The sequence below is a fragment of the Chitinophagales bacterium genome, assembly GCA_017303835.1.
In the GTDB taxonomy this organism is placed as follows: Bacteria; Bacteroidota; Bacteroidia; order Chitinophagales; family Chitinophagaceae; genus JAFLBI01.
Window position 1 is genome coordinate 2497938 of record JAFLBI010000001.1, and the last position, 14481, is coordinate 2512418.

16 protein-coding genes are annotated in these 14481 nt (G+C 43.4%); 14 read left to right on the forward strand and 2 right to left on the reverse strand.

Annotated features, from left to right (window positions below; genetic code table 11):
- Positions 1 to 26 precede the first annotated feature (26 nt).
- The gene (locus J0L83_11280; protein MBN8665151.1) at positions 27 to 434 is read right to left on the reverse strand and encodes an META domain-containing protein; all 408 of its coding nucleotides are present in this window, start codon (positions 432 to 434) and stop codon (positions 27 to 29) included.
- 95 nt (positions 435 to 529) lie between these two features.
- On the opposite strand from J0L83_11280, the gene J0L83_11285 reads away from it, so the two are divergent.
- The 3 genes from J0L83_11285 to J0L83_11295 all read left to right on the forward strand — a co-directional run bounded on the left by J0L83_11285 (position 530) and on the right by J0L83_11295 (position 3230).
- Positions 530 to 1819 carry a TIGR00341 family protein gene (locus J0L83_11285; protein MBN8665152.1) on the forward strand — a complete coding sequence of 430 codons (1290 nt, stop codon included), beginning with the start codon at positions 530 to 532 and terminating at the stop codon, positions 1817 to 1819.
- Between the two features lie 314 nt (positions 1820 to 2133).
- A complete protein-coding gene (locus tag J0L83_11290) occupies positions 2134 to 2748 on the forward strand; it encodes an HAD family phosphatase (protein MBN8665153.1) in 615 nt (204 codons plus the stop codon).
- A gap of 173 nt (positions 2749 to 2921) precedes the next feature.
- Positions 2922 to 3230: a hypothetical protein gene (locus tag J0L83_11295; GenBank protein ID MBN8665154.1), complete on the forward strand. Its 309-nt coding sequence runs from the start codon at positions 2922 to 2924 to the stop codon at positions 3228 to 3230.
- Between the two features lie 116 nt (positions 3231 to 3346).
- On the opposite strand, the gene J0L83_11300 is transcribed toward J0L83_11295, so the two are convergent.
- The gene (locus J0L83_11300; GenBank protein MBN8665155.1) at positions 3347 to 3592 is read right to left on the reverse strand and encodes a hypothetical protein; all 246 of its coding nucleotides are present in this window, start codon (positions 3590 to 3592) and stop codon (positions 3347 to 3349) included.
- A gap of 166 nt (positions 3593 to 3758) precedes the next feature.
- Here J0L83_11300 and J0L83_11305 point away from each other — a divergent pair, with 166 nt between their 5' ends.
- From J0L83_11305 to J0L83_11355, 11 genes are all read left to right on the forward strand, one after another.
- Positions 3759 to 4229, forward strand: coding sequence for a ribosome maturation factor (locus J0L83_11305; GenBank protein MBN8665156.1), 471 nt, complete (start codon positions 3759 to 3761; stop codon positions 4227 to 4229).
- Positions 4230 to 4267: 38 nt separating this feature from the next.
- Positions 4268 to 5515 carry a transcription termination/antitermination protein NusA gene (gene nusA, locus J0L83_11310; protein ID MBN8665157.1) on the forward strand — a complete coding sequence of 416 codons (1248 nt, stop codon included), beginning with the start codon at positions 4268 to 4270 and terminating at the stop codon, positions 5513 to 5515.
- An 85-nt stretch (positions 5516 to 5600) separates the two neighbouring features.
- Complete coding sequence (gene infB, locus J0L83_11315; GenBank protein ID MBN8665158.1) at positions 5601 to 8489, forward strand: translation initiation factor IF-2; 2889 nt, start codon at positions 5601 to 5603, stop codon at positions 8487 to 8489.
- A gap of 137 nt (positions 8490 to 8626) precedes the next feature.
- Positions 8627 to 10003 (forward strand): peptidylprolyl isomerase, encoded by a 1377-nt coding sequence (locus J0L83_11320; protein ID MBN8665159.1) that lies wholly within the window; start codon positions 8627 to 8629, stop codon positions 10001 to 10003.
- A gap of 80 nt (positions 10004 to 10083) precedes the next feature.
- Positions 10084 to 10539 (forward strand): MarR family transcriptional regulator, encoded by a 456-nt coding sequence (locus tag J0L83_11325; protein MBN8665160.1) that lies wholly within the window; start codon positions 10084 to 10086, stop codon positions 10537 to 10539.
- A gap of 46 nt (positions 10540 to 10585) precedes the next feature.
- The gene (locus tag J0L83_11330) at positions 10586 to 11302 is read left to right on the forward strand and encodes a pirin family protein (GenBank protein ID MBN8665161.1); all 717 of its coding nucleotides are present in this window, start codon (positions 10586 to 10588) and stop codon (positions 11300 to 11302) included.
- Between the two features lie 10 nt (positions 11303 to 11312).
- Complete coding sequence (locus J0L83_11335) at positions 11313 to 12179, forward strand: pirin family protein (protein ID MBN8665162.1); 867 nt, start codon at positions 11313 to 11315, stop codon at positions 12177 to 12179.
- A 43-nt stretch (positions 12180 to 12222) separates the two neighbouring features.
- A complete protein-coding gene (locus J0L83_11340) occupies positions 12223 to 12750 on the forward strand; it encodes a YceI family protein (protein MBN8665163.1) in 528 nt (175 codons plus the stop codon).
- Between the two features lie 14 nt (positions 12751 to 12764).
- Complete coding sequence (locus tag J0L83_11345; GenBank protein MBN8665164.1) at positions 12765 to 13145, forward strand: OsmC family protein; 381 nt, start codon at positions 12765 to 12767, stop codon at positions 13143 to 13145.
- Between the two features lies 1 nt (position 13146).
- Positions 13147 to 13857: a pirin family protein gene (locus J0L83_11350; protein ID MBN8665165.1), complete on the forward strand. Its 711-nt coding sequence runs from the start codon at positions 13147 to 13149 to the stop codon at positions 13855 to 13857.
- A gap of 23 nt (positions 13858 to 13880) precedes the next feature.
- Entirely contained in the window at positions 13881 to 14438 is a 558-nt protein-coding gene (locus tag J0L83_11355) for an NAD(P)H-dependent oxidoreductase (GenBank protein ID MBN8665166.1), read from the forward strand.
- Positions 14439 to 14481 lie beyond the last annotated feature (43 nt).

Consider the following 14481-nt stretch of genomic DNA (forward strand, 5'->3'; position numbering starts at 1 on the left):
AAAGCCCCTCGTATGGGGCTTTTTATTTATTTTAATTTGATGACAATTTCATCTCCCTTCCTCAGCAGTAGTACGCCATTATCAATACTAAATCTATCAACTGAAGCAAGCGTATTCAGGAAGCTACTTTCAAATGCTAAATCTGGGCAAGCCATTCTTGTAACGGCAGGACTGGAGAATGTGATGCGATCCTTTTTTTCAAGAGTATAAGTACCAGATATGCGATTGCAACCACCTGTGCCGGCATATCTTTTATCTCCAGGCATAAATACCAAATGTGCATCTTTGTCTGTACCACTTGTCTGCACAGGTACACCTCTGATTTCAGCAACAACCCATTTTTTATCATTACCCCAGTTCGTATCAGGATATACTTTGCTGCCACAGCTGATGCATATGCCAAGGATTACCAAAAAAGAAAACATTTTTTTCATGTGCTTGATTTTTGACATAATTTATGCAAATTCTTATTTATTAATTGTTTCTTAGGACGAAGTTTCTTTTTGTTTGGACAAAAGCAATCTCATTTATGCATTTGAAACATATCATATCAGACTTATTTGAATTGCATACAGATAAGGCGCCGGAAAACGAAGTGATTGAAGCTGTGAAGAAGGGGGTTATTTTCCGTGGAACCAATTTATGGCTACTTGTCTTTGCCATTTTTGTGGCTAGCATTGGTTTAAATACCAATTCAACAGCAGTGATCATAGGCGCGATGTTAATCTCTCCTTTGATGGGTCCAATAGTGGGTGCAGGTATGGCTTTGGCCATCAATGATTTTGCCCTACTCAAAAAAGCTTTGAAGAATTTGTTGATTGCCACACTGATTGCCATGACGGTGTCAACGATTTATTTTTTCATCACGCCACTTCGTGATGCACAATCAGAATTGCTGGCAAGAACCTCTCCAAACATATTTGATGTCTTGATTGCTTTGTTTGGTGGATTGGCAGGCATTGTGGGTGTATCCAGAAAAGAAAAGTCCAATGTGATTCCCGGTGTTGCTATTGCTACTGCCTTGATGCCACCCTTGTGTACTGCTGGATATGGTATTGCTACCGCACAATTACAATATATGTTGGGTGCTTTTTATCTCTACCTCATCAATTGCACCTTTATCTGTATTGCCACTTTTTTAATGGTGAAATACCTGCGCTTTCAACCAGTGCAGTATGTGGATAAGCAGCAGGCCATCCGCATTCGCAGTATTATGAGTACGGCTGTAGCCATCATGGTATTACCGGCTATCTTTTTTGCCTGGCAGGTGGTAGAAGAAAACCGATTGCGTAAAAAAGCCAATCGTTTTATTGAAGAACAGTTTGTTGCAAAAGAACATATCGTGCTGAGTAAAAAAATTATTGCCAGCGTGCCTGCAGGTATTGAATTGGTTGTACTCGATAAAACATTCAGTCAGCAGGAATTAGATTCTTTGCAAACGCTTGTTAGAACCGAGTACCAAATGCCCAATACTATTCTGCGCATTAGGCAGGATCGGCAAAAACTTACTAAGTCTGATTTCAGCAATCTGGTAGAGCAACAAGCTGCCAATGCGTTACGCTTGGTGAATGTTGAATCAGCCCTCAATCGCATGCACGAAAACAACACACCAGATGCTACCCAATTGTTAAGAGAAGTACAGCAAATAGATAGCAGTATCGTTGCATTACATTGTGGCTGGCTGGTGAATGCTGTGGGGGATAGTGTGTTTCAGGTGAAGTTGAATTATGGTGATGCCAAACCTAAGCAGGGCAGAGAGCTTACTGATTATCTAAAAGCAAGAATGACAGGGAAGATGGTGTTGGTGAATGGTTGGTAAGAGAAAAGGTCAAAAGGTAAAATTCAAAAGTAAAAAGTAAAGAAGAAAAATTCAAAGAGCAATCAGCTTATTTCAAAGAAGTTTTCAATACACCATCCTAGCGATCCTTAGCGCCTTTGCGCCTTTGCGGTTAAGTAGTACATCACAAGTCAAACGGTAAAATTCAAAAATAAAAGGTTCACCTATGCCGAGGCTTCGGTGAGCAAGCCAAAGACTCACCTCCACCCTTCGCTAAAGCTTCGGATGGTAAAGTGCCAAGGCTTCGGTGAGTAGACAAAAGACTTAATATCCTTTCTCTTCAGTAATCTTGCAGCATGCAAGGCATTCGTAATATTATTTTTGATTTGGGTGGGGTTTTTCTCAACCTCAATTATCAGTTAACGGAAGACGCATTTGTTGCTGCAGGTGTAACAGACTTTCATACTTACTTCACGCAGCATTTTTCCAATCCATTATTTGAGCAATTAGAAACCGGTAAGATTAGTGAGCAAGATTTTTATCAGGGCTTTCGCGAGCAAACAGGCACAAGCATCAATGATGAAACTATTCGCGATGCGTGGAATGCTATGCTGCTGGACTTTCCTGCAACTAGACTACAATGGTTAGAAGAAGTGAGTAAACGTTACCGCATTTTTTTGTTCTCCAACACCAATCAGATCCATTACGATGCTTTCATGGCGCGCTTTACACAAGATCATCCGGGTGTTGATTTCAACAGTTATTTCATCAAAGCTTACTACTCACAATACATGGGCTTGCGTAAGCCCTATCCGGAAGCGTTTCAATTTATTCTGGATGAACAGCAACTGAATCCTGCTGAAACCTTGTTCATTGATGATACGCCTAAGAATATTACAGGTGCACAAGCGGTAGGATTGCAAACCATTTATCTGGAAAAGGGAATGGAGATCACGGAGATTAAGTTATAAGCTTGCCTGCGCCGAGGCTTCGGCAAGCAGGTCAAAAGTGAAAAGCAAAAAGTGGAGCTTGCTTTTGCCAACTATAGAAGGTCGCGAGCATTCAACAGTAAGGAATTTGCGATTAATGTAATTTGTGTTTTAAATTGATTCAAGAAGACGTAATCAGTGTGTAAATTTTCAGCATGAGAGTATTCTTGCTTTTATTCCTTTTAGCATTGCTTTCCTGTACATCAAAAAAATATGAAGTTGATATAAAAGATGTTGGAAGGGATACTGTTTTTTATTCCGAAGACTATGATGCAAATAGAACTTGCATATTTCTGAAAATAACGGGTAATATTGATGATACTGCTTTTGTGTATGGAATTGCACTTCCACCTGGAACAGTTAATTTTTTCGGTAATCCTGATTACTATAATACTGACTCGCTAATTGTTTCATATAAGGCATATCGTGCAACCAAAGGCACTTTGCGTATCGAGTATCATTAAATCTGGAATCTTTAGCAGGCAATTCATTTCAACCTGAACAGCAGCGCCTTCAGGGTGGTTAGAAAAATCAACAGGAATTAAATTGCTTTCAGCTCTTAGCTCTCCGCATTCAGCGATCAATCCTTCACTTCTTCAAATTCAATATAGTCGCCACCAGCTTTTTTGGGCTGAGGTTGTGCTTGTGGCCGAGCAGTCTGTTGTTGATACTGCTCTTGCTTGCGCAGAAAAGCTTCCTGTTGCTCCTGCATTTCCTTTACTTTCTTTCTAACCTGTCCTGCTGTTTTGCCAACCGGAATCAAGAATTCAAAAATGAATCGATACAAAAAATAGAACAACAGGGTATATAATACAATGCGTAACATGGCGTAAAGGTAGGGTGCGGTAAAAACGCAGAATCGTTAAAATGGGAACAGTGGTTTCAATTCAAATTTGGCTTGTATGGCTATTAAGCACTACATTTGCCTTGGAAAATGAAGCAAAAGAAGGGAACGGACACCGTTCCCTTCTCTTTTGTACCTATGTCAGCTTATGGCTATTGAGACCCAAATTCAGCAAATAGAAGCACTGGCCAACCAGTTGCTGGCCGAAGAAACGGCTTACTTTTTGGTAAGTATCCGAATCAAACCCACGAACAATATTCGTGTGTATATGGATGGAGATCAAGGACTTACGATCGAAAAATGCGTACAGTTCAACCGAAAACTCTACAAAATGATTGAAGATTCGGGCATGTTTCCTCCGGGTGAATACTCGCTGGAAGTTTCTTCTCCTGGTGTAGATGAGCCCCTGAAACTGCATCGTCAATACACCAAGAATATTGGTCGCGTTGTAGAAGTGGTGTTTGTAGATGGTACCAAGAAAGAAGGTAAACTGCTGGAAGTGGCCGAAGCGGATATTCTGCTGGAACATACCAGCGGTAAGGGCAAAAAAGCTGTTACCCAACAAGTGCTTATTCCTTTTCAACAGATAAAATCAACAACCGTTCAAATCAAATTCTAACGTAAGTCCCGCCATGCGGGCCGAAAAAACAAGGTAATATGGCAAGTATCAACTTAATCGACGCGTTCCAGGAGTTCAAAGATGCCGAGAACATCGACCGTCCAACCATGATGAAAGTCGTAGAAGACGTTTTCAAAACCTTGCTGCGCAAGAAATATGGTGCTGATGATAATTTCGACGTAATCGTGAACGCGGAGAAGGGTGACCTCGAGATCATTCGCCGCAGAATGATTGTGGAAGATGGTGAAGTGATGGATCCGCTCGCAGAAATCGGCTATAGCGATGCAGTGAAGATTGAGCCCGATTTCGAAGTGGGTGAAGAACTCTATGAGGAAGTGAATATCTATGATTTCGGTCGCCGCGCTATCCTTGCTGCCAAGCAAACCCTGGCCAGCCGTATCAGCGATTTGAAGAAGAACGTACTCGTAAAAAAATACTCAGATCGTATTGGAGATATTATCAGTGCAGAAGTATATCAGGTATGGAAGAAAGAAGTGTTGTTGCTAGATGAAGAAGGCAATGAACTGATTCTGCCAAAAGCAGAGCAGATTCCACAGGACTACTTCAAGAAGGGTGAAAATATCCGTGCTGTTGTAGCGCGTGTTGATATGAAGAATAATTCACCTGTGATTATCCTGTCAAGAACAAGTCCGCTCTTCCTCGCCAAATTGTTGGAAATTGAAGTGCCTGAAATTTTTGACGGTTTGATCGCTATTAAGAAAATCGTTCGCGACCCAGGTGAGAGAGCTAAAGTGGCTGTAGAATCTTACGATGATCGTATTGATCCGGTAGGTGCCTGCGTGGGTATGAAGGGTAGCCGTATTCACGGTATTGTACGTGAATTGAAGAACGAAAACATTGATGTGATCAATTTCACTACCAATATTCAACTCTTGATCCAGCGTTCATTAACGCCGGCTAAGATCAGCTACATGAATATCGATCAGGAGAAGAAGCAAGCGGATGTATTCTTGAAAGCAGATCAGGTATCACTGGCCATAGGTCGCCGTGGTGTGAACATCAAGTTGGCTTGTGAGCTTACTGGTTATGAGATTGATGTATACAGAGAAGACGAAGAAGTAACAGACGACTTTGATATTGATCTGGATGAATTCAGTGATGAAATTGATACCTGGATCATTGATGAATTCAAGCGTGTAGGTTGCGATACAGCTCGTTCTGTATTGAAGCTGACACCTGAAGAACTGGAAAGAAGAACCGATCTGGAAAAAGAAACCATTGCAGATGTTATTCGCATCCTGCAGGAAGAAATGGATAAAGAGTAATTGATGAACCGCAGCAAATGCTGCAACAAAGCAACTAAACCGGTCTTACTGCGGTCTTAAACAGCAGTAGCCTATTAAGAGTAATATGTCAGAACTGAAATTACCAAGACTGTTAGCAGCCGCCAAGGAGTTCAATATTGGGCAGGATACGCTCATTGAATTTCTGGTGAAGAAAGGATTCGACCGCGAAGAGTTGAAACCCACGGCCAAACTGACCGAGGATATGTATCGCTCTTTGCAAAGCGAGTTCCAAAGCGATAAAGTGGCTAAAAACAAGGCCGATCAGGTAGAAATACCCAGAGGCATGCAGGGCGATGCGAAGAAGAAGAAGGATGAGGAAGAAATCTCTTTCCGTAAGGATGAGAAGAAAGTGGAAACACCAGCGCCAGCTCCCGCACCAGTAGTGGAAGCGCCTGCGCCTGTTGTTGAGAAAGCACCCGAGCCTGCACCAGTAGTGGAAGCACCTGCGCCCGCACCGGTTGCTGAGGAACCTGCTGTAGTAAAAATTGATGCACCTGAGTTAGAAGGCCCCAAGATCATCAACAAGATTGATCTGGATGCATTAGATACTTCTACCCGTCCTAAGAAAACAGCGAAGAAAGCAGCTCCACCTGCAGAAGCACCAGCGCCAGCTCCCGCACCGGTAGAAGAAGCGCCTGCGCCTGTTGTTGAGAAAGCACCTGCGCCTGCACCGGTGGTGGAAACACCAGCACCTGCAGAAGAAGCGCCTGCGATCATGAATATTGAAGTAGAGAAGCTGACGGGTCCTAAGATTCTGGGTAAGATTGAACTACCAGTTGACAGTGATACCAGACCCAAACCTGCTGCAAAGGATGAGAAGCGCAAACGCAAGCGTATCCCTATCGAGAAAAAAGGTCCCGGTGCCGGTAGTGATCAACCACAGCAACAACAGAGTTCTGGTGGTGGCAGTAATTTCAGCATCAGACGTGGTCCCGATGGTAAGCCAAGCTTTACGCGTCCCGGCGGTCCTCAGGGTGGCGGACAAAATCGCGGTGGTGGTAACAGAGACAGACATCGCGATAAGCGCGAAGACAAAGAAATCGACGCAAAAGAAATTCAAGATAAGATTCGTGAAACACAGGCTAAGCTTGCCGGCCAGACTGGTCGCGGTAAGAGCCTGAAAGCCAAACTGCGCCGTGAAAAGCGTCAGGAAATGGCAGATTCCATGGGCGATGATTCAATGGACAACAAGCTGCAGGTAACAGAATTCGTTACGGTGAGTGAGTTGGCCAACCTGATGGATGTAAGTTTTGCTGAAGTTATCAGTAAGTGTATGGGCCTCGGCATCATGGTATCTATCAACCAGCGTTTGGATGCTGAAGTAATTGAACTGGTATCCAGCGAATTTGGCTTTGAAGTGGAGTTCATGGGTGTGGATGATGTAGAAGAAGAGGAAGAAGAATACGAAGATGGCGAAGAAGAACTGCAACCAAGAGCACCAATTGTGACCATCATGGGTCACGTTGACCATGGTAAGACTTCATTGCTTGACTATATCCGTAATGCCAGTGTGGTAGCGGGTGAAGCGGGTGGTATCACTCAGCACATTGGTGCGTATGAAGTGAGCCTGCCTAATGGAAAGAAAATCGCATTCTTAGATACACCTGGTCACGAAGCGTTTACCGCCATGCGTGCACGTGGTGCGAAGGTGACAGATATTGCGGTGATTGTGGTAGCAGCCGATGACGCAGTGATGCCACAAACCAAAGAAGCCATCAGCCACGCACAAGCTGCAGGTGTGCCGATGATCTTTGCCGTGAACAAGATTGATAAGGAAGGTGCTAACCCCACCAAGATTTACGAGCAGTTATCTCAGATGAATTTGCTGGTAGAATCATGGGGTGGTAAATACCAGAGCCAGGAACTCTCTGCGAAGAAGGGTCTGAATGTTGATCTCTTGCTGGAGAAGATTTTGCTGGAAGCAGAAATGCTGGATCTGAAAGCCAATCCGGAAAGAGAAGCAACAGGTACCATCATTGAAGCATCGTTGGATAAGGGTCGTGGTTATGTAGCAACGATTCTGGTACAGAATGGTACACTGCGTCAGGGTGATTTGATCGTTTCTGGTCAGCACTATGGTCGCGTAAAAGCCATGTTCAACGAACGTAATCAGCGTGTACAGGAAGCGCCACCATCTACACCGGTAGTGATACTGGGTCTGAATGGTGCACCTCAGGCTGGTGAGAAATTCAAAGTATACGAAGACGAAGCAGAAGCAAAAGAAGTGGCTACCAAGCGTGCACAGATTTTGCGTGAGCAGGGTCTGCGTGCGAGAAAACATATCACACTGGATGAAATCGGTCGCCGTCTGGCACTGGGTAACTTCAAGGAATTGAATGTGATCATCAAAGGTGACGTGGATGGTTCTGTAGAAGCATTGAGTGATTCTTTGCAAAAACTCTCTACCGATGAAATTGCTGTACGCGTAGTACACAAAGCAGTTGGTCAGATCTCAGAAAGTGATGTATTGCTGGCAACAGCATCTGATGCGGTAGTAGTGGGCTTTAACGTACGTCCTTCTGCACAAGCCAATAAACTGGCAGAAACTGAAGGTGTTCAGATCAAGATGTACTCGATCATCTACACTGCTATTGAAGAAATCAAGAGTGCAATGGAGGGTATGTTGGAACCTAAAGTGGAAGAGAAAGAAGTGGCAACTGTGGAAATCCGCGAAGTGTTCAAGTTTGATAAGGTTACCATTGCCGGTTCTTATGTTACGGAAGGTAAGATCAAGCGTGATCATAAGATCCGCATCTTCCGCGACGGTGTATTGTTGTATCCGAGAACAGAAGGTGCTTATGCAGAACTGGGCAGCCTGAAGCGATTCAAGGATGATGTGAAGGAAGTAGCGACCAATTATGAGTGCGGCTTAACCATCAAGAACTTCTCAGACATCTCAGTAGGTGATACTGTGGTGGCTTACGAAGAGCTGGAAGTAAAGCGTACACTCTGATTTGTAGAATAGAACGATAAAACCGGATGAGCTTCAGGTTGGCACTTGGTGTGGCCCGGAGCTCATTTTTTTGTTAAAAAGATTGATCAGGACAAGCTTAGCTAACTGATTGGTTATTTTTGGAACAGGAGACATTTATGAAAAGACTGTTTGTAATTCTTGCTGTAATGATGAGTCTGGGCTTGCAAGCTCAGGTGAAAAAAGTTGTAGCCGATAAAATTGTGGCGCAGGTGGGTGATAAATTCATCCTGAAATCTGATATCATCAATGCAATTGCTGATTTCAAAAGACAGACACAGGGACAAGAAGGTGTGATCATTCCCACTGAGTGCCAGGTGCTGGAAGGTCAGTTGATTCGTAAAGCGCTTTATTTACAAGCGCAGAAAGATTCACTGAAAGTAAGTGAGGAAGAAATTGAAGCCCAGCTGGATAATCGTATCAGAAGTTTTATTGGTGCTTATGGCTCTAAGGAAACATTGGAAGAAATTGCCGGTAAAACTGTTTACCAGATTAAAGATGATTTTCGCGAGCCGCTGAAGGAGAAAGAATTGTCTGAGCAAATGGAGCGTAAGATTGTAGAGAATATCAAGATTACGCCTAATGAAGTAAAAGCTTATTACGAGCGTATTCCAAAAGATAGTCTGGCATTTTATGAGAGCGAATTAGAGATAAGTCAGTTGGTTCTAATACCTAAGCCCAACAAGGATGTGGAAGAATATGTATCGAAGCAGTTGTACGACTTACGCAGACAGGTTGAGTTTGGTGGTAAGAAGTTCGAGCAGCTGGCAAAACTGTATTCTGAAGATCCGGGTAGCAGAGACAATGGTGGTCAGTATAGTTTGAACAGAAATGAGCGTAACTGGGATCCTGCGTTTTTGTCTGCTTCATTTCGTTTGAAGGATGGACAAATTTCTCCGGTAATCAAGTCAAAGTTTGGATTACACATTATTCAGTTGGTTGCCCGTCAGGGTGATGATGCTGTTGTTCGACATATCCTCAAGATTCCACCAGTAACTGAGGATGAAATCAAAGAGTCGATAGATAAGTTGGATTCTTTGCGTAAGCAGATCCTAGATAATAAAATTTCTTTCGGCGAAGCAGTGAACAAGTTTAGTGATGATGATAATAGTAAGTTCAATGCTGGTGCTTTAACTGGTCGTGATGGTTCAACCATGGTGAACATCGATCAGTTGGATGCCGATATGGTTACTGCAATCAAAGCCATGAAGCCGGGTGAAATTTCCAAGCCCCGCCTCTATACCGATGAGCGTCAGCGTAAGGCTGTTCGTATTATTTATTTGAAGACAAGGACTGAACCACACCGCGAGAACCTGAAAGAAGACTATAACCGTATCGCGCAGCGCGCACTGGAAGAAAAGAAGCAAGCAGCTATCGAAAAATGGTTCCGTGAGAAGATCCCAACTTTTTATGTGAGCATCGATAAGGAGTACACTACTTGTAAGGAAGTGACTCTTTGGAGTAAGACTGCACAGGGCTTTACTGGTAATCAATAATCTGATAATCAACATTTTAGCTTTTAGGGAAAAGAAAAATTTGGAAATTACATGTACATACATGTAAATTTGTGTCGTCAATGAAATTGGAAGAAGCAATACAGAGTAATAAATTCAGAAACGACGTGCACAAAGCCAGTCTGAACATACTGTACACCGCTTGGTGGCTGAAGACAGTGCTTAGTCGCGAGTTGAAGGAATACGGGTTAACGCACGAGCAATACAATGTCATGCGCATTCTGAAGGGTAAGCACCCCGAGCAAATGTGTGTACGTGATATTGCCAGTAGAATGATTGAGAAGAATTCGAATGTGCCAAGAATCATTGACCGATTGGTGGCTAAGAAGCTGGTGAAGCGTGCTACATCTGAAGTGGATAGAAGAGAAACAGTGATTTCTTTAACCCAGAGCGGATTGAGCTTATTAGACAATTCTACAACCAGTATCAATCATGCCATGGAAGAGCAGGTGAGTATCGGCCAGCAAGAAGCACAAGTACTCAATCAATTATTGGAGAAAGTGAGAACGAAAGAGTAAATTTTTTTAAACAAATACATGTATGTACATGTAATAAGGAGCGCATATGAAAACGATTATCCATAAAGCAGCAGAAAGAGGTCATGCCAACCATGGTTGGTTGGATAGTTACCACAGTTTCAGTTTTGCAGGCTTTTATAATCCTGCGAAAATTCACTTCGGTGCATTGCGTGTGCTGAATGATGATACGGTAGCGCCTGGTTATGGTTTTGGCAGACACCCACACGATAATATGGAGATAGTATCCATACCATTGTCGGGAGATCTTCATCATAAAGACAGCACAGGCAGGGATAAAATCATCCGTCAGGGTGATGTGCAAATCATGAGTGCAGGCACTGGCATTGAACACAGCGAGCAAAATGCCAACCATGATAAGGAAGTAAAGTTTCTGCAGATCTGGGTTTTTCCAAAAGAGAAAAACATTGAGCCACGCTACGAGCAGAAAACCTTTTTGCCAGAAACCAGACAAAACCAATGGCAAACAGTTGTTGCACCAGACAATTCCGATGCATTGTGGATTAATCAGGATGCCTGGTTTACCATGGGTAGATTTGATCAGGGTAAGAATACCACTTACACAATGCACAATAGCAATAGCGGCGTCTATGCATTTATCATCAGCGGTAAAGCAACCATTAACGGTCAGGCATTGGATACGCGCGACGCTATTGGTGTATATGAAACCAACACCCTTGAAGTAAGTGCCGATGCTGATGCAGAAATTTTATTGATTGAAGTGCCCATGCAGTTCAAAGCATAAAATCATCCAAATGTCAACGAAAACAATACAACGCATACTCAAAGGTAGACCAATCAATGTTGGTAGTATCCGCGTGCAGGAATTATTACCTGCACCTGATAGCTACATGGATCCTTTTCTGGTCTTTCACCATGGTATTGCACCGTACGAAAAGAATATTCCGGTAAAGCATCAGGGTGTTGGTCCGCACCCGCACAGAGGTTTTTCGGCCATCAGCTTTATTTATCGCGGTGGTATTCATCATCGCGATAGCAGAGGCAATGATCATGTGGTCTATGCTGGTGGTACGCAATGGATTCATGCAGGCAGAGGTATCATTCACAGCGAGAGACCACCTGAAGATATTCATGATCTGGGTGGTGAGGCTGAACTCTTACAGGTTTGGGTGAATAGTCCTGCTGCAAACAAAATGGATCAGCCACATTATCATCCTGCAACAGCAGAAGATACGCCTACCATTGTTAGTGAAGATGGCTTAACCATCGTGCGCGTACCTGCAGGTGAATTTATGGGTAAGAAAGGCATCATCCCCACATTCACCAAAGTGAATACGCTGATGAGCGAGATGAAAACAGGTGGTTCTTTCACCTTCCCGATTCCGCAACACCACAACACTTTATTGTATGTATTGAGTGGTTCGGTTCGTGTGAATGGTGAGCAAACAGTACTGGCCAAAGAAATGGTACAGTTCAACCAGGATGGTGATGCATTTACAGTGGAAGCGATTACAGACACCATGTTGTTTGTAGGAAGCGGCGAACCTTTGAATGAACCCATTGCAGCACATGGTCCCTTTGTAATGAACACCGAAACAGAAATCATGGAAGCTTTCCGCGATTATCAAATGGGTAAGATGGGCGTATTAATTGAAAACTAAATAACAATCAACAATAATCAATCAACAATCAAACAATAGCAAAATGGCAACCTACAAAATCGACGCTGCACACAGCGAAATCAACTTCAAGGTAAAACACCTGATGATCACCAATGTAACGGGTAATTTCACGCAGTTTGATGCTACAATGGAAGCAGCTGCTGATGATTTCAGCGATGCAAAAATCAGCTTCGAAGCTGATGTGAACAGCATCAACACCAATAACGAACAGCGTGATGGTCACCTGAAGAGTGATGATTTCTTCAACGCTGAGCAGTTTCCTAAACTGACTTTCGTTTCAAGCGGTCTGCAGAAAAAATCTGACAGTGAGTATGCACTTACTGGCGACCTGACCATTCGTAACATTACCAAGACTGTTACATTGGATGTTGAGTTTGGTGGTACAATGACAGATCCCTGGGGTCAGCAGAAAGCAGGTTTTGAAATCAATGGTAAAATCAACCGTAAGGATTTCGATCTGAAGTGGACAGCAACAACAGAAGCCGGTGGTATTGTAGTAAGCGATGAAGTGAAGCTGCAACTGGCTGTACAGATGATCAAGCAAGCATAAATACACACACTGATATGACTACCGCACACATTCAGCAAACGCATTACCGCTTAAGCTTAGACAATGGCAGGCATGAATTCTTTGCAGATGAGCCGCTGGATGTGGGCGGTACAGACAGTGCACCCAGCCCTGATGAACTACTAGAAGCAGCACTGGCTTCTTGTACGGCTATCACATTACGTATGTATGCCGACAGAAAGCAATGGCCACTTCAGCAAATTGATGTTGCAGTAAAAGTGGAGCGAGTGGATGGCAAAACCATCATCACACGAAATATTTCTTTTGAGGGGCAAATCGGCGAAGCAGAAAAAGAAAGACTGCTACAGATTGCGAAAGCTTGTCCCGTAAGTAAAACCTTATCTGGTACTATTGAACTCAACAGCAGCATCCAATAATATGCAACACATTATCCATCGCGCAGCAGACAGAGGCATAAAAGATATTGGCTGGTTGAAAAGTCAGTTTTCATTCAGCTTCTCCAATTATTATCATCCCGGTAAACAGGGCTTTGGTTTGCTGAAAGTGTTTAATGATGATGTGGTACAAGCTGGTGGAGGTTTTGGCCTGCATCCACACATGAATATGGAAATCATTTCGGTGATGTTGCAGGGTAAGATGAACCACAAGGATACCATGGGCTATAGTGAGGAAGTAACCGAAGATTGGGTACAGATCATGAGTGCAGGAACCGGACTGCGTCACGAAGAGCACAATATTGGTGAGGATGAGGTAAAGTTTCTGCAAATCTGGATCGAACCCAAGTTACAGAACATACAACCGCGTTATCAGCGCAGGTATTTTCCCAAGGCCAAGCGCAGGAATCAATTGGTTACCATTGTGAATAATGAAGAGGGTCAGGCACATTGTTGGATTAACCAGAATGCAAAACTGTCTCTGGGGCTATTTGATAAAGGTCAGCAATTGAGTTATGCATTTACACCCTTGAATAAATGTGTGTATTTGTTTGTCATCAGCGGAGTAGTTTCCATTGCTGGCGAAGCCCTGCAGGAAAAAGATGCTATCGGTATCTGGGATACCGGTTCGTTTAATGTTCATGTTGAACAGGATGCATCTTTTATTGTTATAGAAGTGCCGGTGAATCATTGATCGCCGGAATAAATAAGCAAGTCATGAAAATTGAAATAATATCCGGCTCTCCAAGGGCCAACAGCATTACAAAAAGAATTGCCCTGCATTTGCAGAAGCACTTAAGTGCCAATACCGAGCATGAAGTGGGTTTGATAGATGTACGTGAATGGAATCTGGGTCTGCTGGATCAGGTATTCAGCTCTGTAGAGAATACGCCTGATCAGTTCAAGCCATTGGCCCAGCGTGTATTTGGTGCAGATGCCTTTATTCTGGTAACACCGGAATACAACGGTGGCTATTCTCCCGCTTTGCAAAACTTATTAGACCATTTTCCCAAGCAAAGCCGCAAAGCATTTGGTCTGGTAACAGGTTCTACCGGTGCATTGGGTGGCATGCGCAGTTCTCAGCAGTTGTTGTTGCTGGTACCTGCTTTGTTTGGCATTGCCTCACCCCATATGCTGATTACCCCGCTGATGGACAAGAAGTTCGATGAAGCGGGTAATTTGATTGATCCGGGCTTCCAGAAGAATATCGACAATTTTGTGCGCGAATTCCTCTGGCTGGCAGAGACGTTGAAGCCGGAACCGGTCTTGAATTAATATGTAAAACAGTGGCGGAGTTGTACCTTCGCCACTTTCATTT

What these genes read in the sequence shown, in the direction of transcription:
- J0L83_11280 (MBN8665151.1), bottom strand. Translation starts at nt 434, where the DNA reads ATGAAAAAAATGTTTTCTTTTTTGGTAATCCTTGGCATATGCATCAGC.
- J0L83_11285 (MBN8665152.1), top strand. Translation starts at nt 530, where the DNA reads ATGCATTTGAAACATATCATATCAGACTTATTTGAATTGCATACAGAT.
- J0L83_11290 (MBN8665153.1), top strand. Translation starts at nt 2,134, where the DNA reads ATGCAAGGCATTCGTAATATTATTTTTGATTTGGGTGGGGTTTTTCTC.
- J0L83_11295 (MBN8665154.1), top strand. Translation starts at nt 2,922, where the DNA reads ATGAGAGTATTCTTGCTTTTATTCCTTTTAGCATTGCTTTCCTGTACA.
- J0L83_11300 (MBN8665155.1), bottom strand. Translation starts at nt 3,592, where the DNA reads ATGTTACGCATTGTATTATATACCCTGTTGTTCTATTTTTTGTATCGA.
- J0L83_11305 (MBN8665156.1), top strand. Translation starts at nt 3,759, where the DNA reads ATGGCTATTGAGACCCAAATTCAGCAAATAGAAGCACTGGCCAACCAG.
- nusA (MBN8665157.1), top strand. Translation starts at nt 4,268, where the DNA reads ATGGCAAGTATCAACTTAATCGACGCGTTCCAGGAGTTCAAAGATGCC.
- infB (MBN8665158.1), top strand. Translation starts at nt 5,601, where the DNA reads ATGTCAGAACTGAAATTACCAAGACTGTTAGCAGCCGCCAAGGAGTTC.
- J0L83_11320 (MBN8665159.1), top strand. Translation starts at nt 8,627, where the DNA reads ATGAAAAGACTGTTTGTAATTCTTGCTGTAATGATGAGTCTGGGCTTG.
- J0L83_11325 (MBN8665160.1), top strand. Translation starts at nt 10,084, where the DNA reads ATGAAATTGGAAGAAGCAATACAGAGTAATAAATTCAGAAACGACGTG.
- J0L83_11330 (MBN8665161.1), top strand. Translation starts at nt 10,586, where the DNA reads ATGAAAACGATTATCCATAAAGCAGCAGAAAGAGGTCATGCCAACCAT.
- J0L83_11335 (MBN8665162.1), top strand. Translation starts at nt 11,313, where the DNA reads ATGTCAACGAAAACAATACAACGCATACTCAAAGGTAGACCAATCAAT.
- J0L83_11340 (MBN8665163.1), top strand. Translation starts at nt 12,223, where the DNA reads ATGGCAACCTACAAAATCGACGCTGCACACAGCGAAATCAACTTCAAG.
- J0L83_11345 (MBN8665164.1), top strand. Translation starts at nt 12,765, where the DNA reads ATGACTACCGCACACATTCAGCAAACGCATTACCGCTTAAGCTTAGAC.
- J0L83_11350 (MBN8665165.1), top strand. Translation starts at nt 13,147, where the DNA reads ATGCAACACATTATCCATCGCGCAGCAGACAGAGGCATAAAAGATATT.
- J0L83_11355 (MBN8665166.1), top strand. Translation starts at nt 13,881, where the DNA reads ATGAAAATTGAAATAATATCCGGCTCTCCAAGGGCCAACAGCATTACA.